The 15,517-nt window shown below is 69.8% G+C and carries 7 protein-coding genes and 1 pseudogene; 4 read left to right on the top strand and 4 right to left on the bottom strand.

Annotated features, from left to right (window positions below; genetic code table 11):
- The coding region (locus tag AB0I41_RS32730) for an AAA family ATPase (protein WP_357114774.1) at nt 1–2,305 on the bottom strand (2,305 nt) is incomplete at its 3' end.
- Nucleotides 2,306–2,403: 98 nt separating this feature from the next.
- Between AB0I41_RS32730 and AB0I41_RS32725 the strand changes: the two are divergent.
- Nucleotides 2,404–2,595: pseudogene (locus tag AB0I41_RS32725) on the top strand (ATP-binding protein); the annotation flags it as partial.
- Between the two features lie 177 nt (nt 2,596–2,772).
- Here AB0I41_RS32725 and AB0I41_RS32720 read toward each other — a convergent pair.
- Nucleotides 2,773–3,585 carry a helix-turn-helix domain-containing protein gene (locus AB0I41_RS32720; protein WP_357114772.1) on the bottom strand — a complete coding sequence of 271 codons (813 nt, stop codon included), beginning with the start codon at nt 3,583–3,585 and terminating at the stop codon, nt 2,773–2,775.
- Between the two features lie 92 nt (nt 3,586–3,677).
- Between AB0I41_RS32720 and AB0I41_RS32715 the strand changes: the two genes are divergently transcribed.
- Nucleotides 3,678–7,367, top strand: coding sequence for a S8 family serine peptidase (locus AB0I41_RS32715; RefSeq protein WP_357114770.1), 3,690 nt, complete (start codon nt 3,678–3,680; stop codon nt 7,365–7,367).
- 428 nt (nt 7,368–7,795) lie between these two features.
- Nucleotides 7,796–8,794 (top strand): integrase core domain-containing protein, encoded by a 999-nt coding sequence (locus AB0I41_RS32710; RefSeq protein WP_357114768.1) that lies wholly within the window; start codon nt 7,796–7,798, stop codon nt 8,792–8,794.
- A gap of 248 nt (nt 8,795–9,042) precedes the next feature.
- Here the strand turns inward: AB0I41_RS32710 and AB0I41_RS32705 are convergent, their stop codons facing one another.
- A complete protein-coding gene (locus AB0I41_RS32705) occupies nt 9,043–10,059 on the bottom strand; it encodes a helix-turn-helix domain-containing protein (RefSeq protein WP_357114766.1) in 1,017 nt (338 codons plus the stop codon).
- A gap of 245 nt (nt 10,060–10,304) precedes the next feature.
- Here AB0I41_RS32705 and AB0I41_RS32700 point away from each other — a divergent pair, with 245 nt between their 5' ends.
- A complete protein-coding gene (locus tag AB0I41_RS32700; protein ID WP_357114764.1) occupies nt 10,305–14,432 on the top strand; it encodes a S8 family serine peptidase in 4,128 nt (1,375 codons plus the stop codon).
- A gap of 423 nt (nt 14,433–14,855) precedes the next feature.
- On the opposite strand, the gene AB0I41_RS32695 is transcribed toward AB0I41_RS32700, so the two are convergent.
- Nucleotides 14,856–15,203, bottom strand: a complete 348-nt coding sequence (locus tag AB0I41_RS32695) for a hypothetical protein (RefSeq protein WP_357114762.1) — start codon at nt 15,201–15,203, stop codon at nt 14,856–14,858.
- Nucleotides 15,204–15,517: the final 314 nt, after the last annotated feature.

The following is a 15,517-nucleotide window of genomic DNA, read 5'->3' as shown; positions in this document are numbered from 1 at the left end:
CGGGGACAGCCCATAGCCAGATTCCCCTGGCCGCGACGATCCGTACTGGTTCCTCGGTGACGGACAGTGCGGCGTCTACATCACCATCGGCCAGCCGTGACGTGGCGATCGCGGCGGCGGTCTCCATGTAGAGCTCGGCCAGGCTGTACCGCCGGGCCACGTCGAGCACCACGGTGAGATCAGGCACGCTTGCGCCCGTTGCCGCGCGGACCATGCCGGCGACCAGTTTCGCCTCGGCCCAGATGATAGGTGAGGGGTCATCGGCACCAGCCACGGCGTCCGCCCGCTCGGCCAGGTCGGCCCACTCGCCAACGAACCAGTCCAAGTGCACCTGAGTGGCGACCACCACGTCCCGTACCGCCATCAGGTCGTGCCGATCGGCGAGGGTGAGGGCGACGGCCAGGTGACGGCGGGCCCGGTGGTAGCGGCCCCAGTACATGGCGAAACCTCCGAAGTTCAGGTGCCCCCGAGTCACATGCCGACGCGTCGTCGCATCAGGAGCATCCTGCGGAATCGTGGCCGCTTCGACCCACCCCGACTCCTCGCCCATTCTCAGCAGCGCACTCGCCCGGCCGACGACGAGGCTGAGCCGTTCCGCCGGGGACCACCCGGACTCGCGCGTGGCGGCCGAGCGCCGCAACCAGTCCAGGTTCGCGGCCATGGTCCCGGCGAACATCTCCGGCCGGCCCAGGAGATCCATCGCCCGCACCGCCTCCAGCGACCCGGGCGGCAACTCCGCAACTGACCGTTCCGCCTCGTCGTAGGCTGCGGCGATCTCACCCCCCATCGACAGCACCCGGGCGAGGTGCAGCCGTGCCAGACCGCGCTCGCGCACGGGCAGCGAAGCGCCGTCCACGGCCCGGCGCAGCGCCCGCACCAAGATGTCCAGGCGAGCCGGACCGGTGAACCCGACGAACGGCACCTTGTCCACAAGACGGGCCACGTCGCCTACGGGCAGATCCGGGCTCTCCAGCAGCTGGTACAGCAGGGCCGCCGCCGCGGCTTCGTCGGCCGAGCCGAGCGCCACATCCACGGCCAGCTCGGCATACCGAAGCCACGAGGCGATGTCGCCGGCCTCGCGGAAGTGGCGGGCAAGGCGGGCCAGCGGTGCGGGCGTACGGTGTTGGAGGAGGTCGGCCGCACGGCGGTGCAGCGCACGCCGCTCGGCCGGCGGAATCGTGTCGTACACCGCCCGGGCCGCCAGCGGGTGCCGGACCGAAAACAGCCCGCGGGCGTCCTGCTGGAGCAGGCCGGTCTGGATGGCTTCAGGCACGCCCTGGTCCGCGTCGCCGGAGGTCAGACCGCTGACTGCGGCGAGCATCGCCCCGTCCGACGGGTCGGCGAGCACGGCCGCGGCACGCAACACCGCCTGGGCCGGGGGGCCGAGCCGCGCGGCCCGTTCGAGCACGGCGTCGCGGACCGTGGCCGGTATGTCGATCCGGTCCAACCGGCGCCGCGCCCAGCCCTCGTCGCGGTGGGTCAGATCGGCACGGTCGTGCAGCAGGCGTAGCACCTCTTCGACCGCGAGCGGGATCCCGGCGGTGTGCCGATGCAGGAACTCCACGAACTCGGTGGAGATGCTCTCGCCCGCCAGCATCGAGGACATCAGCCGGCCGGTCTGGGCCACGTCGAGGCCACCCAGCGGGATACGCAGTTGGGTGGTCCCGGCCGGCCGCCGCGAGGACAGCCGCACCACCGGCGTATTCGCGGGCAGGTCCTCCGGTCGATACGTAACGAGCAGCCCTGGGCGGGAGCTGGACCAGACAACCGGACGCGTGACGAGGAACAGGAGGAACTCCACCGTGGCCTCGTCCGCCCAGTGCGCGTCCTCCACCACCAGTACCGCGATGCGTAGCCGGTCCAGCAGCTCCACCAACGCGCGGAACAACCGGTGCCGCGCCGCACGCGGGTCATCCAGCGGCTCCGGCGGTGGCGGCAGGTGCGCCGCCCACTCGGGAAAGAAGGGGCGCAGCGTCCCCGCCAGCGCGCTCAACCCCAGACCCGCAACCGATTCGGTCGCCTGCCGTATCGCATCCAACAACGGGCCAAGCGTGTCCGGTTCGCAAAACGGCGGACAAACCGCGACCAGACCACGCCGCGCCCGCATCGCCGGGGACGCCAGAAACTCCAGCACCAGACGGCTCTTGCCGATCCCGGCCTCTCCCTCGACCAGGACCAGAGCCGGTGACTGCACCATCGCCTGCGCCAACGCGGCCAGCTCCCTGACACGACCCACAAAGGCCGGCGAGGCCAACCGGGGCAATCGCGCGGCACCGTCGCCGCGCATACCGGCTGAACCCGACATCACAGGGCTCCTCGGTCTAGATCAGAGATACGCCTTGATTCTTTAGGTCTCTGCCTCACTGTCAAACCAGCCCGAACGCTCAAGATCGCTCGGCGCTCCCGTTCCGCCGGCTCGGCGCCGACCGGCTATCCGCCCCGTCGTCCGGCACCGGCCTGGGACTGTCCATCGTCGCCGCCGTGGCCCGCGCCCACGGCGGCGACGTCACGCCACGCGCGGCGTTGCTCGAAAGACTCACCGACTCGCACCGACAGCGGTCACGGCGCACCCATATCGCCCGGGTCGACCTCTGAGAGCACCAGCCGCGCCAGCCGGTGGCAGCGTGCCGGGTTGTGAGACAGCGTGCGCGGCTTGGGTTGCCGTCGGTAGAGAAGGTGTTGGGGTCGTTGCGGGTGATGGCGGAGTTTTGCTCTCTTGTGGATTTGTGATGTTATCGATGGGTTGTGTCGATACGAAGGTCCGCATGGAGCTCACCCGTCCTCGCCAAGCGCTTCGTCCGGCGCGACGCCGGTCTTCCACAGCGCCTCGAATGCGTAGGCGAGCAGTTCTGCCATGTCGGGGTGCTCGATGACCACGGTCGTGTACTGCGTGTCACCGGCCACGGGGTCGGGCAGGTGCAGGGCAGCCACGCGCCGGTCGACGATCACGCCCTTGAGCGGGAGGCTGTCGACGATGCGAATGGCCTGCCCCGCCGCGGCGGCCTGCTTCGCGTGCTCGGCGATCTGGGGGTAGCTCAGCGAGCTGCGATCGTGGATGGCTCGGATGACCTGCGCCTTCTCGTGGTTGTCGTCGGAGGTCGGCTGGGTGAAGAAGGGTGGCCGCACGAACGCGAGGTACTCGTGCTCGGCACCGTTGATGAGTGCGGACACCCGGGCCGCCGCCGATGCTCGGTCCCGCAGGACCTCCACGTACTGCAGGGGCGCGCCCCGGTCGCGCCCCTGGTCCCACACCGGCGTCAGCTGTTCCACGAGGTCATCGGCGTCACGCTCGAGGTCTGCCATAGCCTGCCGCTTGGCTTGGACGAGGGCCGCCATCGCGGACTTGGGGTCGGCGGCGGCATACCGCAGGTGATCCCCTGGCACGACCATGACGAGGTCACGTTCGGCGAGGGTGCGCAGGACGTCGTAGACGCGCTGCCGCGGTAGGCCGGCCACCCGGGCCGCTTCGGCCGGGGTCGCGCCTTCCCGGCGCAGCAGCGCCAGGTAGGCGCGGGCCTCGTAGCCGCTCAGGCCGAGCGCTACGAGCCGTTCGCTCAGATCCATCATCGCCTCCAGTGTCACCATTGACAATGGTGACACACGCTCCTACGGTCGGCGCCATTGTCCTTCTGACTGCGAGGAACTCTATGCGCCTCATCAAGTCCATAGCCTCGGCCGTGGCGATCACACTCGTCGCCTCGGCCGCGGTGAGCGGCACAGCAGCAGCCGCGCAACCAAGCGCCCCGGCGAGCACCGCGTCGCCGGCGGCGTCAGCCGCGCAGTCGCCTGCGGCGTCCACCGGCGACTCGATCGTCACGCTGGTCACCGGCGACCGGGTGACGACCCGTGGCACCGGCATCGGCCTTCAGGTGCTCGACGTCGAACCGGGTCCCAACCGCGAGGACGTCAGCTTCACCCGGGTCCGGCTGAACGACCACGAGCTGGTGATTCCGTCCGATACGGCCGACCTATACGGCGCCGACCGCATCGACCGGCGCCTGCTCGACGTCACGGCACTGACCACGATGGGCCTCGGTGACCGCAGCCGGGCGGACATCCCGCTGCTGCTGCGCGCCGCCCCCGACATCGCCACCCGGGCCGGCCTCATCGACGTGACGGACCTGTCGAGGGTGGGACTCACCGCCGGCACAGTCGCCAAGCAGAATGCCGCGACTGCGTGGTCGCAGCTGCGCGCGGCGGCCGAGTCGGGGGACCTCGCGCAGCTGCGCCTCGACGGGACGGTCAAGGCCACCCTGGACGAGAGCGTGCCGCGGTCGGGCGCCCCCAAGGCTTGGAAGCGCGGGCTCACCGGCGCCGGGGTCACGGTGGCCGTGCTCGACACCGGCTACGACATGGAGCACCCCGACCTTCACGGTCTCGTCGTCGGCTCCAAGGACTTCGTCAACGAGGGCACGGTCGACGACAAGAACGGGCACGGCACCCACGTCTCCTCGACGATCGCCGGCACCGGCGCCGCCTCCGGCGATCGCTACACGGGCATGGCGCCCGGGGTGAAGCTGCTCGAGGGCAAGGTGCTCAACAAGTTCGGATCGGGCAGTGAGAGTGGCATCATCCAGGGCATGGTGTGGGCGGTCGAACAGGACGCCGACATCGTCAACATGAGCCTCGGCGCCAGCGTGCCCGACGCCGGCCGCGACAGCCTGTCCCAGGTGCTCAACGCCCTGAGCGCGTCGTCGGACACCTTGTTCGTCGTCGCGGCCGGCAACGACGGGGCTCCCGAGACGGTCGGCAGCCCGGGTGCCGCGGATGCGGCCCTCACGGTCGGGTCCGTGACCAAGACCGGCGCGCGCTCGCCGTTCTCGAGCCAGGGCCCGCGCAGCTACGACCTGGCGATCAAGCCGGACATCACCGCGCCCGGGAGCGACATCGTCGCGGCCCGCGCGGCGGGGACCTACCCGGCATCCGCCGTCGACACGTACTACTCGCGCCTGTCGGGCACCTCGATGGCCACCCCGCACGTTGCCGGCGCGGCCGCCCTCCTCGCCCAGAAGCATCCGGACTGGGACGGCGAGCACCTCAAGGCAGCCCTCGTCGGCGCGGCGGACGGCAACATCGACGTATCGCCGTTCGCCCAGGGGGCCGGAGAGCTCGACGTCGACGAGGCCACCGCCACCGACGTCGTGGCCACCACGGACCGGCCCGCGACGGCCACCCTGCCCGCCGCAGCGCCCTCGACGTGGACGTTCGGCTACCGGAACGTCAGCAACCACCCGCTCACGCTGAGCCTGTCGGTCTCGCTGCGCGACAGCGATACCGGTTCCGCGGCCCCCGCGGGCCTCGTCACGCTCCCGTCCGCCAGCCTCCGGCTCGCACCGGGCGAGGCCGGCACCGCGACCGCCACGGTCGCCGCGTCGATGACGCGGCCCGGCAAGTATGCAGGCTGGGTCGTCGCGACCGCACCCGGCGGGATGGAGGTGCGTACCCCGGTGGCGGTGGTCGTGGCCCCGCCCATGCACAACGTGACCTTGGTCCGTCCCACGCCGCGTGCCACGGCCAACCTCGCGTTCCTCTACACGGTGATCCAGAACGAGCAGACCGGGTACACGTGGTTCAACATCACGAACGCCACACCCTCGGTGGTGTCCCTGCCCGAGGGCTCCTATCGCGTCTACGGCCACACCTACGAGACCGACCTGGGCAGCAACGGCAAGGTGCTGGCGACCCGGTCCACGCATTTCGCGCAGCACATCGTCGTCGACAAGGACGTCCGGTTCAGCCCTGACCTCAGCCACGCCGCACCGGTGCGGATGGGGCTGACCGGCACCGTGGCCCGGCTCGCCTCGGGCAGCGTGGGCGTCCTCTCGCGGCTGCCGATGGGCGTTCAGGGCCTCGTCGCCCCGACGATGAACGAGATGCACCAGGTGTATGCCGCCCCATCGGGACCGATCCCCGGCGTCGAGTTCCTCAACGAGGGCGGTTACTTCGAGCCGTTCGTCACCGCGCGCAGTGGTGCGGACACCGAGTGGGCCCTGACCAGCACGGCCAGCCAGCCGTGGGTCGGACGGCTGACGGCGCGTGTCGTCGACGTGGGGGCCGCCACGGATGCCGAGATCGCCCGTGCCGGTGTCTCCGGCGCGATCGCCCTCGCGACCTTCCCGACCTCAGTGCCGTTCGCCACCCGCGGGCTCCGCGTCACGGCCCTTGCCAACGCCGGAGCCAAGGCCGTCGTGCTGGCTGACCAGTACGCCACGAGCACCGCTCTTCCGGTGTTCGTCCTGGCGTCCCAGCAGGTGCCGGCCTTCGCCGCCGCCGTGGCGACCGGATCGCTCACGCTCGACCTCGTCGGCACCGACACCCCGCGTGAGGCGGCCTTCGTCGTCCAGCGTGTCCAGGGTGAGGTGCCGGCCGGGGCGGACTTCCGTCAGGACGCCTCCCAGCTGGCCGCGTCGCCGACGACGCTGCCCGCCCTCGGGGTGACCAGATACGGCAACACCATCATGAGCGCGGCCGACCTGGACGGCCTGCTGATCGGCGACCGCGCCGTCGTGCGGGTGCCCTCGACAGTGCGGATCCTGCGGACCCCTGGCCTGGCCTGGACGACCTCGATCCGCCACTACACCTTCGAGGGCGAGGGCGGCGGGTCGGTGCCGCTGGGGTGGATGGACTCCGAGCCGACCACGTATGCCGCCGGCTCCGTCACGCCCGAGTCGTACCTCGGTGGCCCCTTCAACCCGTCGCTGTCGATCCGGTCGAACCCCGCTCCGGACGCCCTGCCCTACGTGTACCGGACCGAGGACGAGGAGCTGCGATTCGGGCTGCCGATGTTCTCGGACAGCGCAGGCCACCGCACCGGCAACACGACGGTGACCGACACCGGTGACGTGACGCTCACCGACGACGCCGGTGTGACCATCGCAGCTTCCGACGCGGTGGGCCGCCTCACGGCGGAAGGGCTCAGCCCCCGCGAGGCGTGGTACCGGCTCACCTCTCACGCCAAGCGGACGTTCACGAAGTGGCCGCTCGGCACGGACGTCACCTCCACGTGGCGCTTCCGCAGCGGCCACGTCGCTCAGGGCTACGAGACCCTGCCACTCATCGACCTGACCTACCAGCTCGCCTACGACGGACAGCAGTCGGTCGCGGCCGGGCAGGCGGTGCAGCTTTCCCTGACCGCCGGCCACCAGGTCGGTGCGAGGGCGCGAGCGACCCACGTCCAGGGCGTCGAGTACTCGACCGACGGCGGCAAAACCTGGTCGCCGGCCTCGGCGCAGGTCGACGGCGCGTCGGCAGTGGCCACCCTGCCTGGGGTTGCCGCTGGGAACGTGAGCCTGCGCACCACGGCGGTCGACGACCAAGGAGGCAGTCTCGTCGAGATCATCATGGATGCCTACCGAGTGCACCCCTGAGGAGCTGACGGCGTGCCGGGCCTTGGCGCGTGAGGATTCACGGACGGCCACTGCTTGACACGCCAAGCCAGAGCCGGACGGCATACATCCGTCCTTGGCAGAGGGCGCCGCACGTCACCGTGCGGCGCCCTCTCGCATGCACGTGCATGGACGAGGCTTTGTGGCGGCCTCCTCGCCCACGAGATTGGTCGTGCATGGCACGGTGTGGCGCTGTACCTGCCGAGAAAGGCATCCGTGCAGGTCGCGGGAGTCCGGGCCCGACCTTGGTCTGATCGAGGGTTCGTCGCCCCTGCCCATCGTCACCGATGACTACGCGATGATGCCGCCTCATGCTGCTGCGACTGGCGTACCTGGGCATCACGAACGCGTTGACGTAGCTGCGACTGCTGCCTGGCGGCGACCACGATAAGGACATCGAGATCCTTTCGTTGCGCCACCAGCTCGCGGTGTTGCAGCGCCAACTCGACGGGCAGCAGGTCCGGTTCGAGCCGGTCGATCGGGCGTGGCTGGCCGCGCTGCTGCACCCGCTGCCGACGACGGCCCTGCGGCGCCTGCGACTGCTGGCCCGGCCCGACACAGTCCTCCAGTGGCACCGTGACCTGATCGCGCGCCGCCACGCTGCGGCGTCGCGGCCCAGGCGGCGCGGCCGGCCCCGCACGGTGCGGTCGATCCGGGCCCTGGTACTGCGCCTGGCGAGGGAGAACGGCAGCTGGGGGTATCGGAGGGTGCATGGGGAACTGCTCACGCTCGGGATCAAGGTCGCCCCGTCCACCGTCTGGGAGATCCTGCGCGAGGCCGGAATCGACCTGGCACCCGATCGGGCCGCCACCCCCTGGACGGACTTCCTGCGTTCCCAGGCCCACGCGCTGCTGGCCGCAGACTTCATCGAGATCGTGACGCTGACCGGAGCCCGGATGTACATCCTGACGGTGATCGAACACGCCAGCCACCGCATCCACGTCCTGGGCGTCACGCCGCAGCCGACCGCCGCCTGGGTCGGCCAGGCCGCACGCAACCTCGTGATGGATCTCGAAGACACCGGCGGCAAAGTCAGATACCTGATCCGGGACCGGGACGGCAAGTACCCGGCGCTGTTCGACACGATCCTGGCCGACGCCGGCGTCAAGGTAGCGCGCAGCGGCGTCCAGGTACCCCGGATGAACGCGATCATGGAACGGTGGGTGCGGACCTGCCGCCGCGAACTGCTGGACCGCACGCTGATCTGGAACCATCGACATCTGCTGCATGCGCTACGGGAGTACGAGCGGTTCTACAACCTACACCGACCGCATCAGGGCATCGCGAACGTCCGGCCGCTGAAGCCGCTGCCCGAACCGATCACCGACCCGGACCAACTCGCCCGGCTGAATATCCACCGGCGTGACCGCCTCGGTGGTGTCCTTCACCAATACGAGCACACCGCCTGAGCTGCCCAGATGGCATTCTCGGCAGGTACAGGGGTGTTCGCCGACGTCGCCCCGCGCGTGGTTGCCGCCTGGCGGGTGCGGGCCGCGGTGCGGCGAGGGGGATCGGGCCGACCTCGCGGTTCTGGGCGATCAGCCGTAGCGGGATGCCCGCGCGCAGCACCTGGCACGCCCACCCGCCGAACCATCACAGCATTCATCGACCGTCAGTGATTGAGCTCGATCACGCCTCCGCTATCCGCGGATCCAGGTCAAAGCCAGCCGCGGCGGGCCGCCTGGACGCCGGCCTGGAAGCGGTTCGTGGCCGACAGCTCGTCGAGCAGGGTACGCATCCGGCGCCGCATGGTCCGGATCGACAAGCCCAGCTGCCGGGCGATCGCGTCGTCCTTGAGCCCGCTCGCCTGCAGGGTGAGCAGCTGCCGCGTCTCCTCGTCGATCGTTCGCACCTCCCCGGCGTCGCCGCCGATGGGCACCGCGAGCTCCCAGTACGTCTCGAACAGGTCCACGAGGGCGTCGAGCAACGTCGACTTGTGGATCAGCGCGACCTGCGTCGTCTCCAGGTCGAGTGACAGCGGCAGCAACGCGACTCGGGCGTCCGCGATCGCGAGCTTGAGCGGCATCCCCGGCAGCACCCGGCCGCGTTCGCCCCGCCGGGCCAGCTCGGTGATCTCCTCCAACGCACCCGGGATCTCCAGCGCCTCGGGTGCGTAGACCGCCCGACATCGGACGCCCTGCGCCAGGATCACCGACTCGACCGGGTTGCTGGCGGCGAGGGCGTACGGCGGCCGGTCGAGGACCAGCATCTCCTCGCGTACCTGCTGTTGCAGCCGTACAAACCAGCGCCTGAGCTCCTCGGCACCATGGACCAGCTCGACAACGTCGCCCTCGCCGCCGCCCCGCTGTGCGGCGCGGAACGCGGCCACCAGCTCCACGCTGACCGAGCGGACGCGTTCGAGGTCGGCGGTCCGGCTGCGGATCAGCGCCTCGATCGCGGTCTCGGGATCGGCCGCGGTGTAGCGACGGCGCCGGCCGGCCAGCCGGCTGACCAGGCCGAGGTCGCGAAGCCGGCCGAGGGAGCGGTCGACGCGGGTCACCGTCGCGCCGACCCGCTCGGCGAGCTCCGGCGGGCCGATGTCGCGGTGGCCGAGCAGGGCCCGATAGACCGCCTCGTCGAAGGCCGAGACGTGCAGCGCCTCGAGGGACCGCGCCAGCCCCGAGGGCGCGTCCGCGACGACCGAGTTGTTGAGGCTTGAGTCCGGGCCCGCCATCCATTTACCGTGGCACATCGGTGCCAACGTCCACAATAGGCCAGTCCAAAGTGTTGTGCACGCCGACCCGGGACAGATAGACACAGCTCAACCCGCTGCATTTTCTTAGGAGAGCTGTGCATGTCTTATCCCCCTTCCGCGCAACCAACCCGTCTCAGATCGCGTCCGCTCACACTGACGACGACGGTCAGATGCGTCAGCGTGCTGATCGTGGCGCTCGCCGTCGCCGCAGAGGAGGACTTCTGATGCCGGTGATGTCACGTACCCGGCGCGCCCTCATGGTCACCGTCGCGGCCCTGATGCTTGGCGTGGGTCCGGCGCTGCCCGCGACGGCGGCAGGCCAGGCCGAAGGCACGATCGAGAACGCAGGCGCATCCGGTGCCATCAAGGATCGGTACATCGTGGTCCTCGGCAAGGGAGCCGACGCCGACTCGCGCAACGGCAAGGCGCTGGCCGCCAAGTACGGTGCCAAGGTCAAAAGGGCCTACGACAGGGCGCTCAACGGCTATGCCATCGAGCTGACGGAGAAGCAGGCCAAGCGGTTCGCCGCCAACCCGGCCGTGGAGTCCGTCGTGCAGGACCAGACCGTCAAGGTGACCGGCACCGACCCGGCCGGCACTCAGCTCAACCCGCCCTCCTGGGGGTTGGACCGGATCGACCAGCCAGCCCTGCCGCTGGACAGCAGCTACACCTACGCGGGTACGGCGGGCCGCGGAGTCACGGCCTACATCATCGACACCGGGGTGCGCATCAGCCACGAGGACTTCGGCGGCCGCGCCAGCTACGGGTATGACGCCGTGGACGGTGACAACATCGCCGCGGACGGCAACGGCCACGGCACGCACGTCGCCGGCACGGTCGCGGGCTCGTCGCACGGTGTGGCCAAGGAGGCCAAGATCGTCGCGGTGCGCGTGCTCGACGATGCCGGCAACGGCACCATCTCCGGCGTCATCGCGGGCGTGGACTGGGTGACCGCCAACGCCGTCAAGCCCGCGGTGGCCAACATGAGCCTCAGTGGCGGTGCCAACACGGCGCTGGACACCGCTGTCCGCAACTCCATAGCCTCCGGGATCACCTACGCCGTGGCGGCGGGCAACGAGAACAGGGATGTCACCTCGTCCCCGGCCCGCGTGGCCGAGGCCCTCACCGTCGGCTCCACCACCGACGGCGATGCCCGTTCCAGCTTCTCCAATTACGGCAGCGCGGTGGACATCTTCGCGCCCGGGTCAGTCATTAAGTCGGCGTGGTACACCGGCGACACGGCGACCAACACCATCTCCGGCACCTCGATGGCGTCCCCGCATGTGGCCGGAGCGGCCGCGCTCTACTTGGCGGACAACCCCACCGCCACCCCATCGCAGGTCGCGGGGGCGCTGACCTCCTCAGCTACCACCGGGGTGGTGACCGACCCGGGCACCGGTTCCCCCAACCTGCTGTTGAACGTCTCGGCGTTCTTTTCCGGGCCGCGCGGCACTGTCACGGGCACGGTGACCGATGGCACCGCGCCGCTGGCGGCGGCCAAGGTCACCGTGGGTGATGTCACGGTGATGACGGACGGGCAGGGGCGCTACAGCTGGATCGTGCCACCGGGAACGCACGACATCAGCGCGAGCAAGTTCGGGTACGCGACCAAGACCGTTTCGGGTGTCACCGTCGCCGACGGGCAGACCGTGACCCAGAACCTTGCGCTGACCGCGAAGCCGCGCGTGAACGTCACCGGTACGGTCCGTGACGGTTCTGGTCACGGCTGGCCACTGTATGCGACCGTGCGGGTCAAGGATGAGCCGACGGCGGTGGCCTACACCGACCCCAAGACGGGGAAGTACACGCTGAGCCTGCCCGCCGGGGACACCTACACCCTGCAGGTCGACCCGTTGTACCCGGGTTACCAGCGGGATTCTCACGATGTTCAGGCGGGTTCGGCGGATGTGACGCACGACGTCAACGCGCCGGTCGACCAGACAACCTGCAGCGCGGCCGGCTACCACTACGCCGGCACCACCGAGTCGTTCGACGGCGGCACCATGCCGGCCGGCTGGACCGTGGACGACAAGGTTGGCAACGGACAGACCTGGGTGTTCAACGACCCCGGCAAGCGCTTCAACAGGACCGGCGACTCCAGCGACTTCGCCATCATCGACAGCTATTACTACGGCTCCGGCAAGTCGCAGGACACCTCGCTGATCAGCCCGGTTACGGACTTCAGCCAGCGAACCCACCCGTCCCTGCACTTCCGCACCGACTACTGGGGCCACACGAGCCAGACCGGGGACATCGATCTCAGCGTCGACGGTGGCCAGACGTGGACCACCGTCTGGCATCACGGCAGCGACTTTGCCCGGGGGCCGCGGACCGAGGTCGTGGACCTCTCCCAGGCCGCCGGCAAGACCAACGTCCAGGTACGGTTCCACTTCACCGGCAGCTGGGGCATGTGGTGGCAGGTCGACGAAGTCTTCCTCGGCGACCGCACCTGTGAGCCGACGCCGGGTGGCCTGGTCGTCGGCCGGGTGACCGACAAGAACACCGGAGCCGGTATCAACGGGGCCACGGTGACCTCGGCCGACAAGCCCGCAGAGAAGACGACCTCGGCGGCGACGCCGAACGACCCGAACCTGGGCGACGGCTTCTACTGGATGTTCTCCTCGCTCACAGGGGAGCACACGTTCACCGCCACGGCGAGGCACTACAGCGCACAGGACATCACCGCCACCTTGGCCCCGAACCAGGCAACGGACGGCGGCACGTTCGCGCTGCCCGCACCCCGGATCGCGGTCAGCCCGGCCCAGTTCAGCAAGACCGTCGACTGGCAGGGTCAGGACAGCGCCGCCCTGACGGTGAAGAACACCGGCACCGCCCCGGTGACCGCTAAGATCGGTAAGCTGCGGAGCGGCTACCAGCCCGCCGCGACGCAGCAGGGCGCTCCGCTGCAGGAGGTGAAGGGCAACTACAGCCCCCTGCGGTTCCGGCCCGACAAGACCACGCAGACGGCGGCCGCCGAGCCGGCGGCGACGCCGTACACGGCGCCGTGGACCACGGTGGCCGACTACCCCGTACCGATCATGGACAACGCCGCGGCGACCATCGACGGCAAGGTCTACTCGGTCGGCGGAACCGACGGCATGTACACCCTCAACAAGGCCTACGTCTACGACCCAGAAGTTCAGGCGTGGAGTGCCCTGCCGAGCCTGCGCGCCGCCCGGACGGCGCCGCAGACTGCCGCCTACGGCGGCAAGCTCTACGTCTTTGGCGGCTGGGGCGAGGACGGGAATCCGGCGGCCAAGACCGAGATCTACGACCCAGCGACCGGCGCCTGGTCCACCGGCGCCGACAACCCGAAACCGTACGGCGGCGCTGCTGTGACCGTGCTGGGCAGCAAGATCTACATCGTCGGCGGCTGTGCGACCGCTTGCGGCAAGACGGATGTGCAGGTGTACGACCCGGCGGCGAACTCCTGGAGTTCGAGCACGGCGTATCCGCAGCCGATCTCCTGGCTCGGCTGCGGCGCCGTCGGAGACGGGCTGTACTGCGCGGGCGGGACGACGTCGACCATGGGCAACACCGAGCACGCCTACAGCTACGACCCGGCATCCGACCGCTGGGCTCCCGTTGCCGACCTGCCGATCGACCTGTGGGCGATGGGCTACTCGGTGGCAGACGGCAAGCTCCTCCTGTCCGGCGGCGTGACCGACGGCCAGAGCACGGTCACCAACCGGGGCTTCGCCTACGACCCGGGTTCCGATACCTGGACCGCGTTGGCCAACTCCAACTACCCCGTCTTCCGCGGCGGCTCCGCCTGCGGCTTCTACAAGATCGGAGGCTCCTTGCGAGGGTGGACCGGGATCACCAAGAACTCCGAGCTGCTGCCCGGCTATGACCAGTGCGGCGCCACGATCGATGTCCCCTGGCTGTCAGTGGACAAGACCGAGGTGACGCTTCAGCCGGGCGAGAGCGTTGACGTCGCCGTGAGTTTCAACGCGAACGTCGCCGAGATCACCCAGCCGGGCACGTTCACCGCGCGGCTCACGATCGGCGCGAAGACCCCGTACGGGATCGCGCCGGTTCCGGTGACGTTCGTGGTGAACCCGGCCAAGACCTGGGGAAAGATCACCGGGACGGTCACCGGAGTCGGCTGCACCGGCAAGTGGGCACCACTGACCGGAGCGACCGTGCAGATCACCTCGAAGAGGGCGAGCTACACGCTGAAGACCGACCAGAACGGTCAGTACGTGTTCTGGCTCGACGCCAGCGACAGCCCGCTCACGGTGGTCGCGGCCAAGGACGGCTGGGCGCCGCAGACCCAATCGATCAAGGCCAAGGCGGGTAAGGCAATCACGGCCGACTTCTCTCTCAAACCCGACCGCACCTGCACCTGATCCGACGCTCCGTGCGGGCCGGGCCCCGGGCTCGGCCCGCACGGACAGGCCGCGGCCCCACCATCGGATCGGTGGCGGGCCGCCGGCCGCCCCGATCTACAGCCGGCGCGGATGAACACGGCAGCCGGTCCTGGTCACTCGCCGTACAGCACAGCGAGGCGGTGGGCGGGGGGAGCGGTCGAGGGCGCCGCGGTTGCGGAACGCACCGAGCTGCCCGGCCTTGACGCAGATCGGCCTGTGCTCGGTGTACGAGGTCCGGCCGATGATCTGCCGTCTGTGGGGCCTGGTCGAACAGATGGCCTGCCCGTGGGGATGCCGCCCGGGCGGCGGCTTCCTCGACGACGCCACCGCCCGGCGGCTGCTGCGGCGCGCCGACGTGATCGGAGCCAAGACCACGCCGGCCGGCCACCATGTTGCCCACGCTCACTCGGGCACCAAGTCCTCGTCGAACCCTTCCAGCTCCAGCGCTCGTCTCGCGACCGCCCGCGAAAACCGCCCCAGGCCGGCGTGCTGAGCGTTGTACGCGGTTCTCCAGGTTGAGTCGCCTCGGACGACCCGGTACACGACCTTTACGTCCCCGACGATTTCAAGTTGCAGGTCGTCGGCGTAGAGATGGTCGGCGGTCACCGGCATGATCAGGACACCACGAGGAAACCCGGTGGCAGAGCCCACCTGGTCCAGCGTGGAATCCAGGAAGATGCCCTCCTGCGGTGCGAACAGGAAGAGGTGCCCGGCGCCGTTCCAGTCCGCGGTGGTCGGCGAGCGCCACACGCCCCCGCCAGGAATGAGACCGGCTCTGCCCCTAGAACTCGCTCGCGAGCACGGAGTCGACGTGCACCCGCTTGACGACCTCGTCGCGGTGGGCTGCCCTGAGCTTGCCGTTTAACCTGCCGGGTCCGTCGATGTGACCCAAGGCGATCATGAGGGCAGCCCTTGCGTGATCATGGTTCTTGCGAAGGACCCATTTTCACAGACAAGGGCTGCGGTGGTCAGTGAGCCATTCCGCGTAACGTCTCGTGACTGTGTGTAGCGCCTGGTTTCAGGTGGTTCGCTGGTGGTCGATGTGGAGGATGGCCAGGGCCGCA

The organism is Micromonospora sp. NPDC050200 (genome assembly GCF_040656135.1).
Classification (GTDB): Bacteria; Actinomycetota; Actinomycetes; order Mycobacteriales; family Micromonosporaceae; genus Micromonospora.
This window is presented reverse-complemented; position numbering and strand designations above follow the sequence as displayed.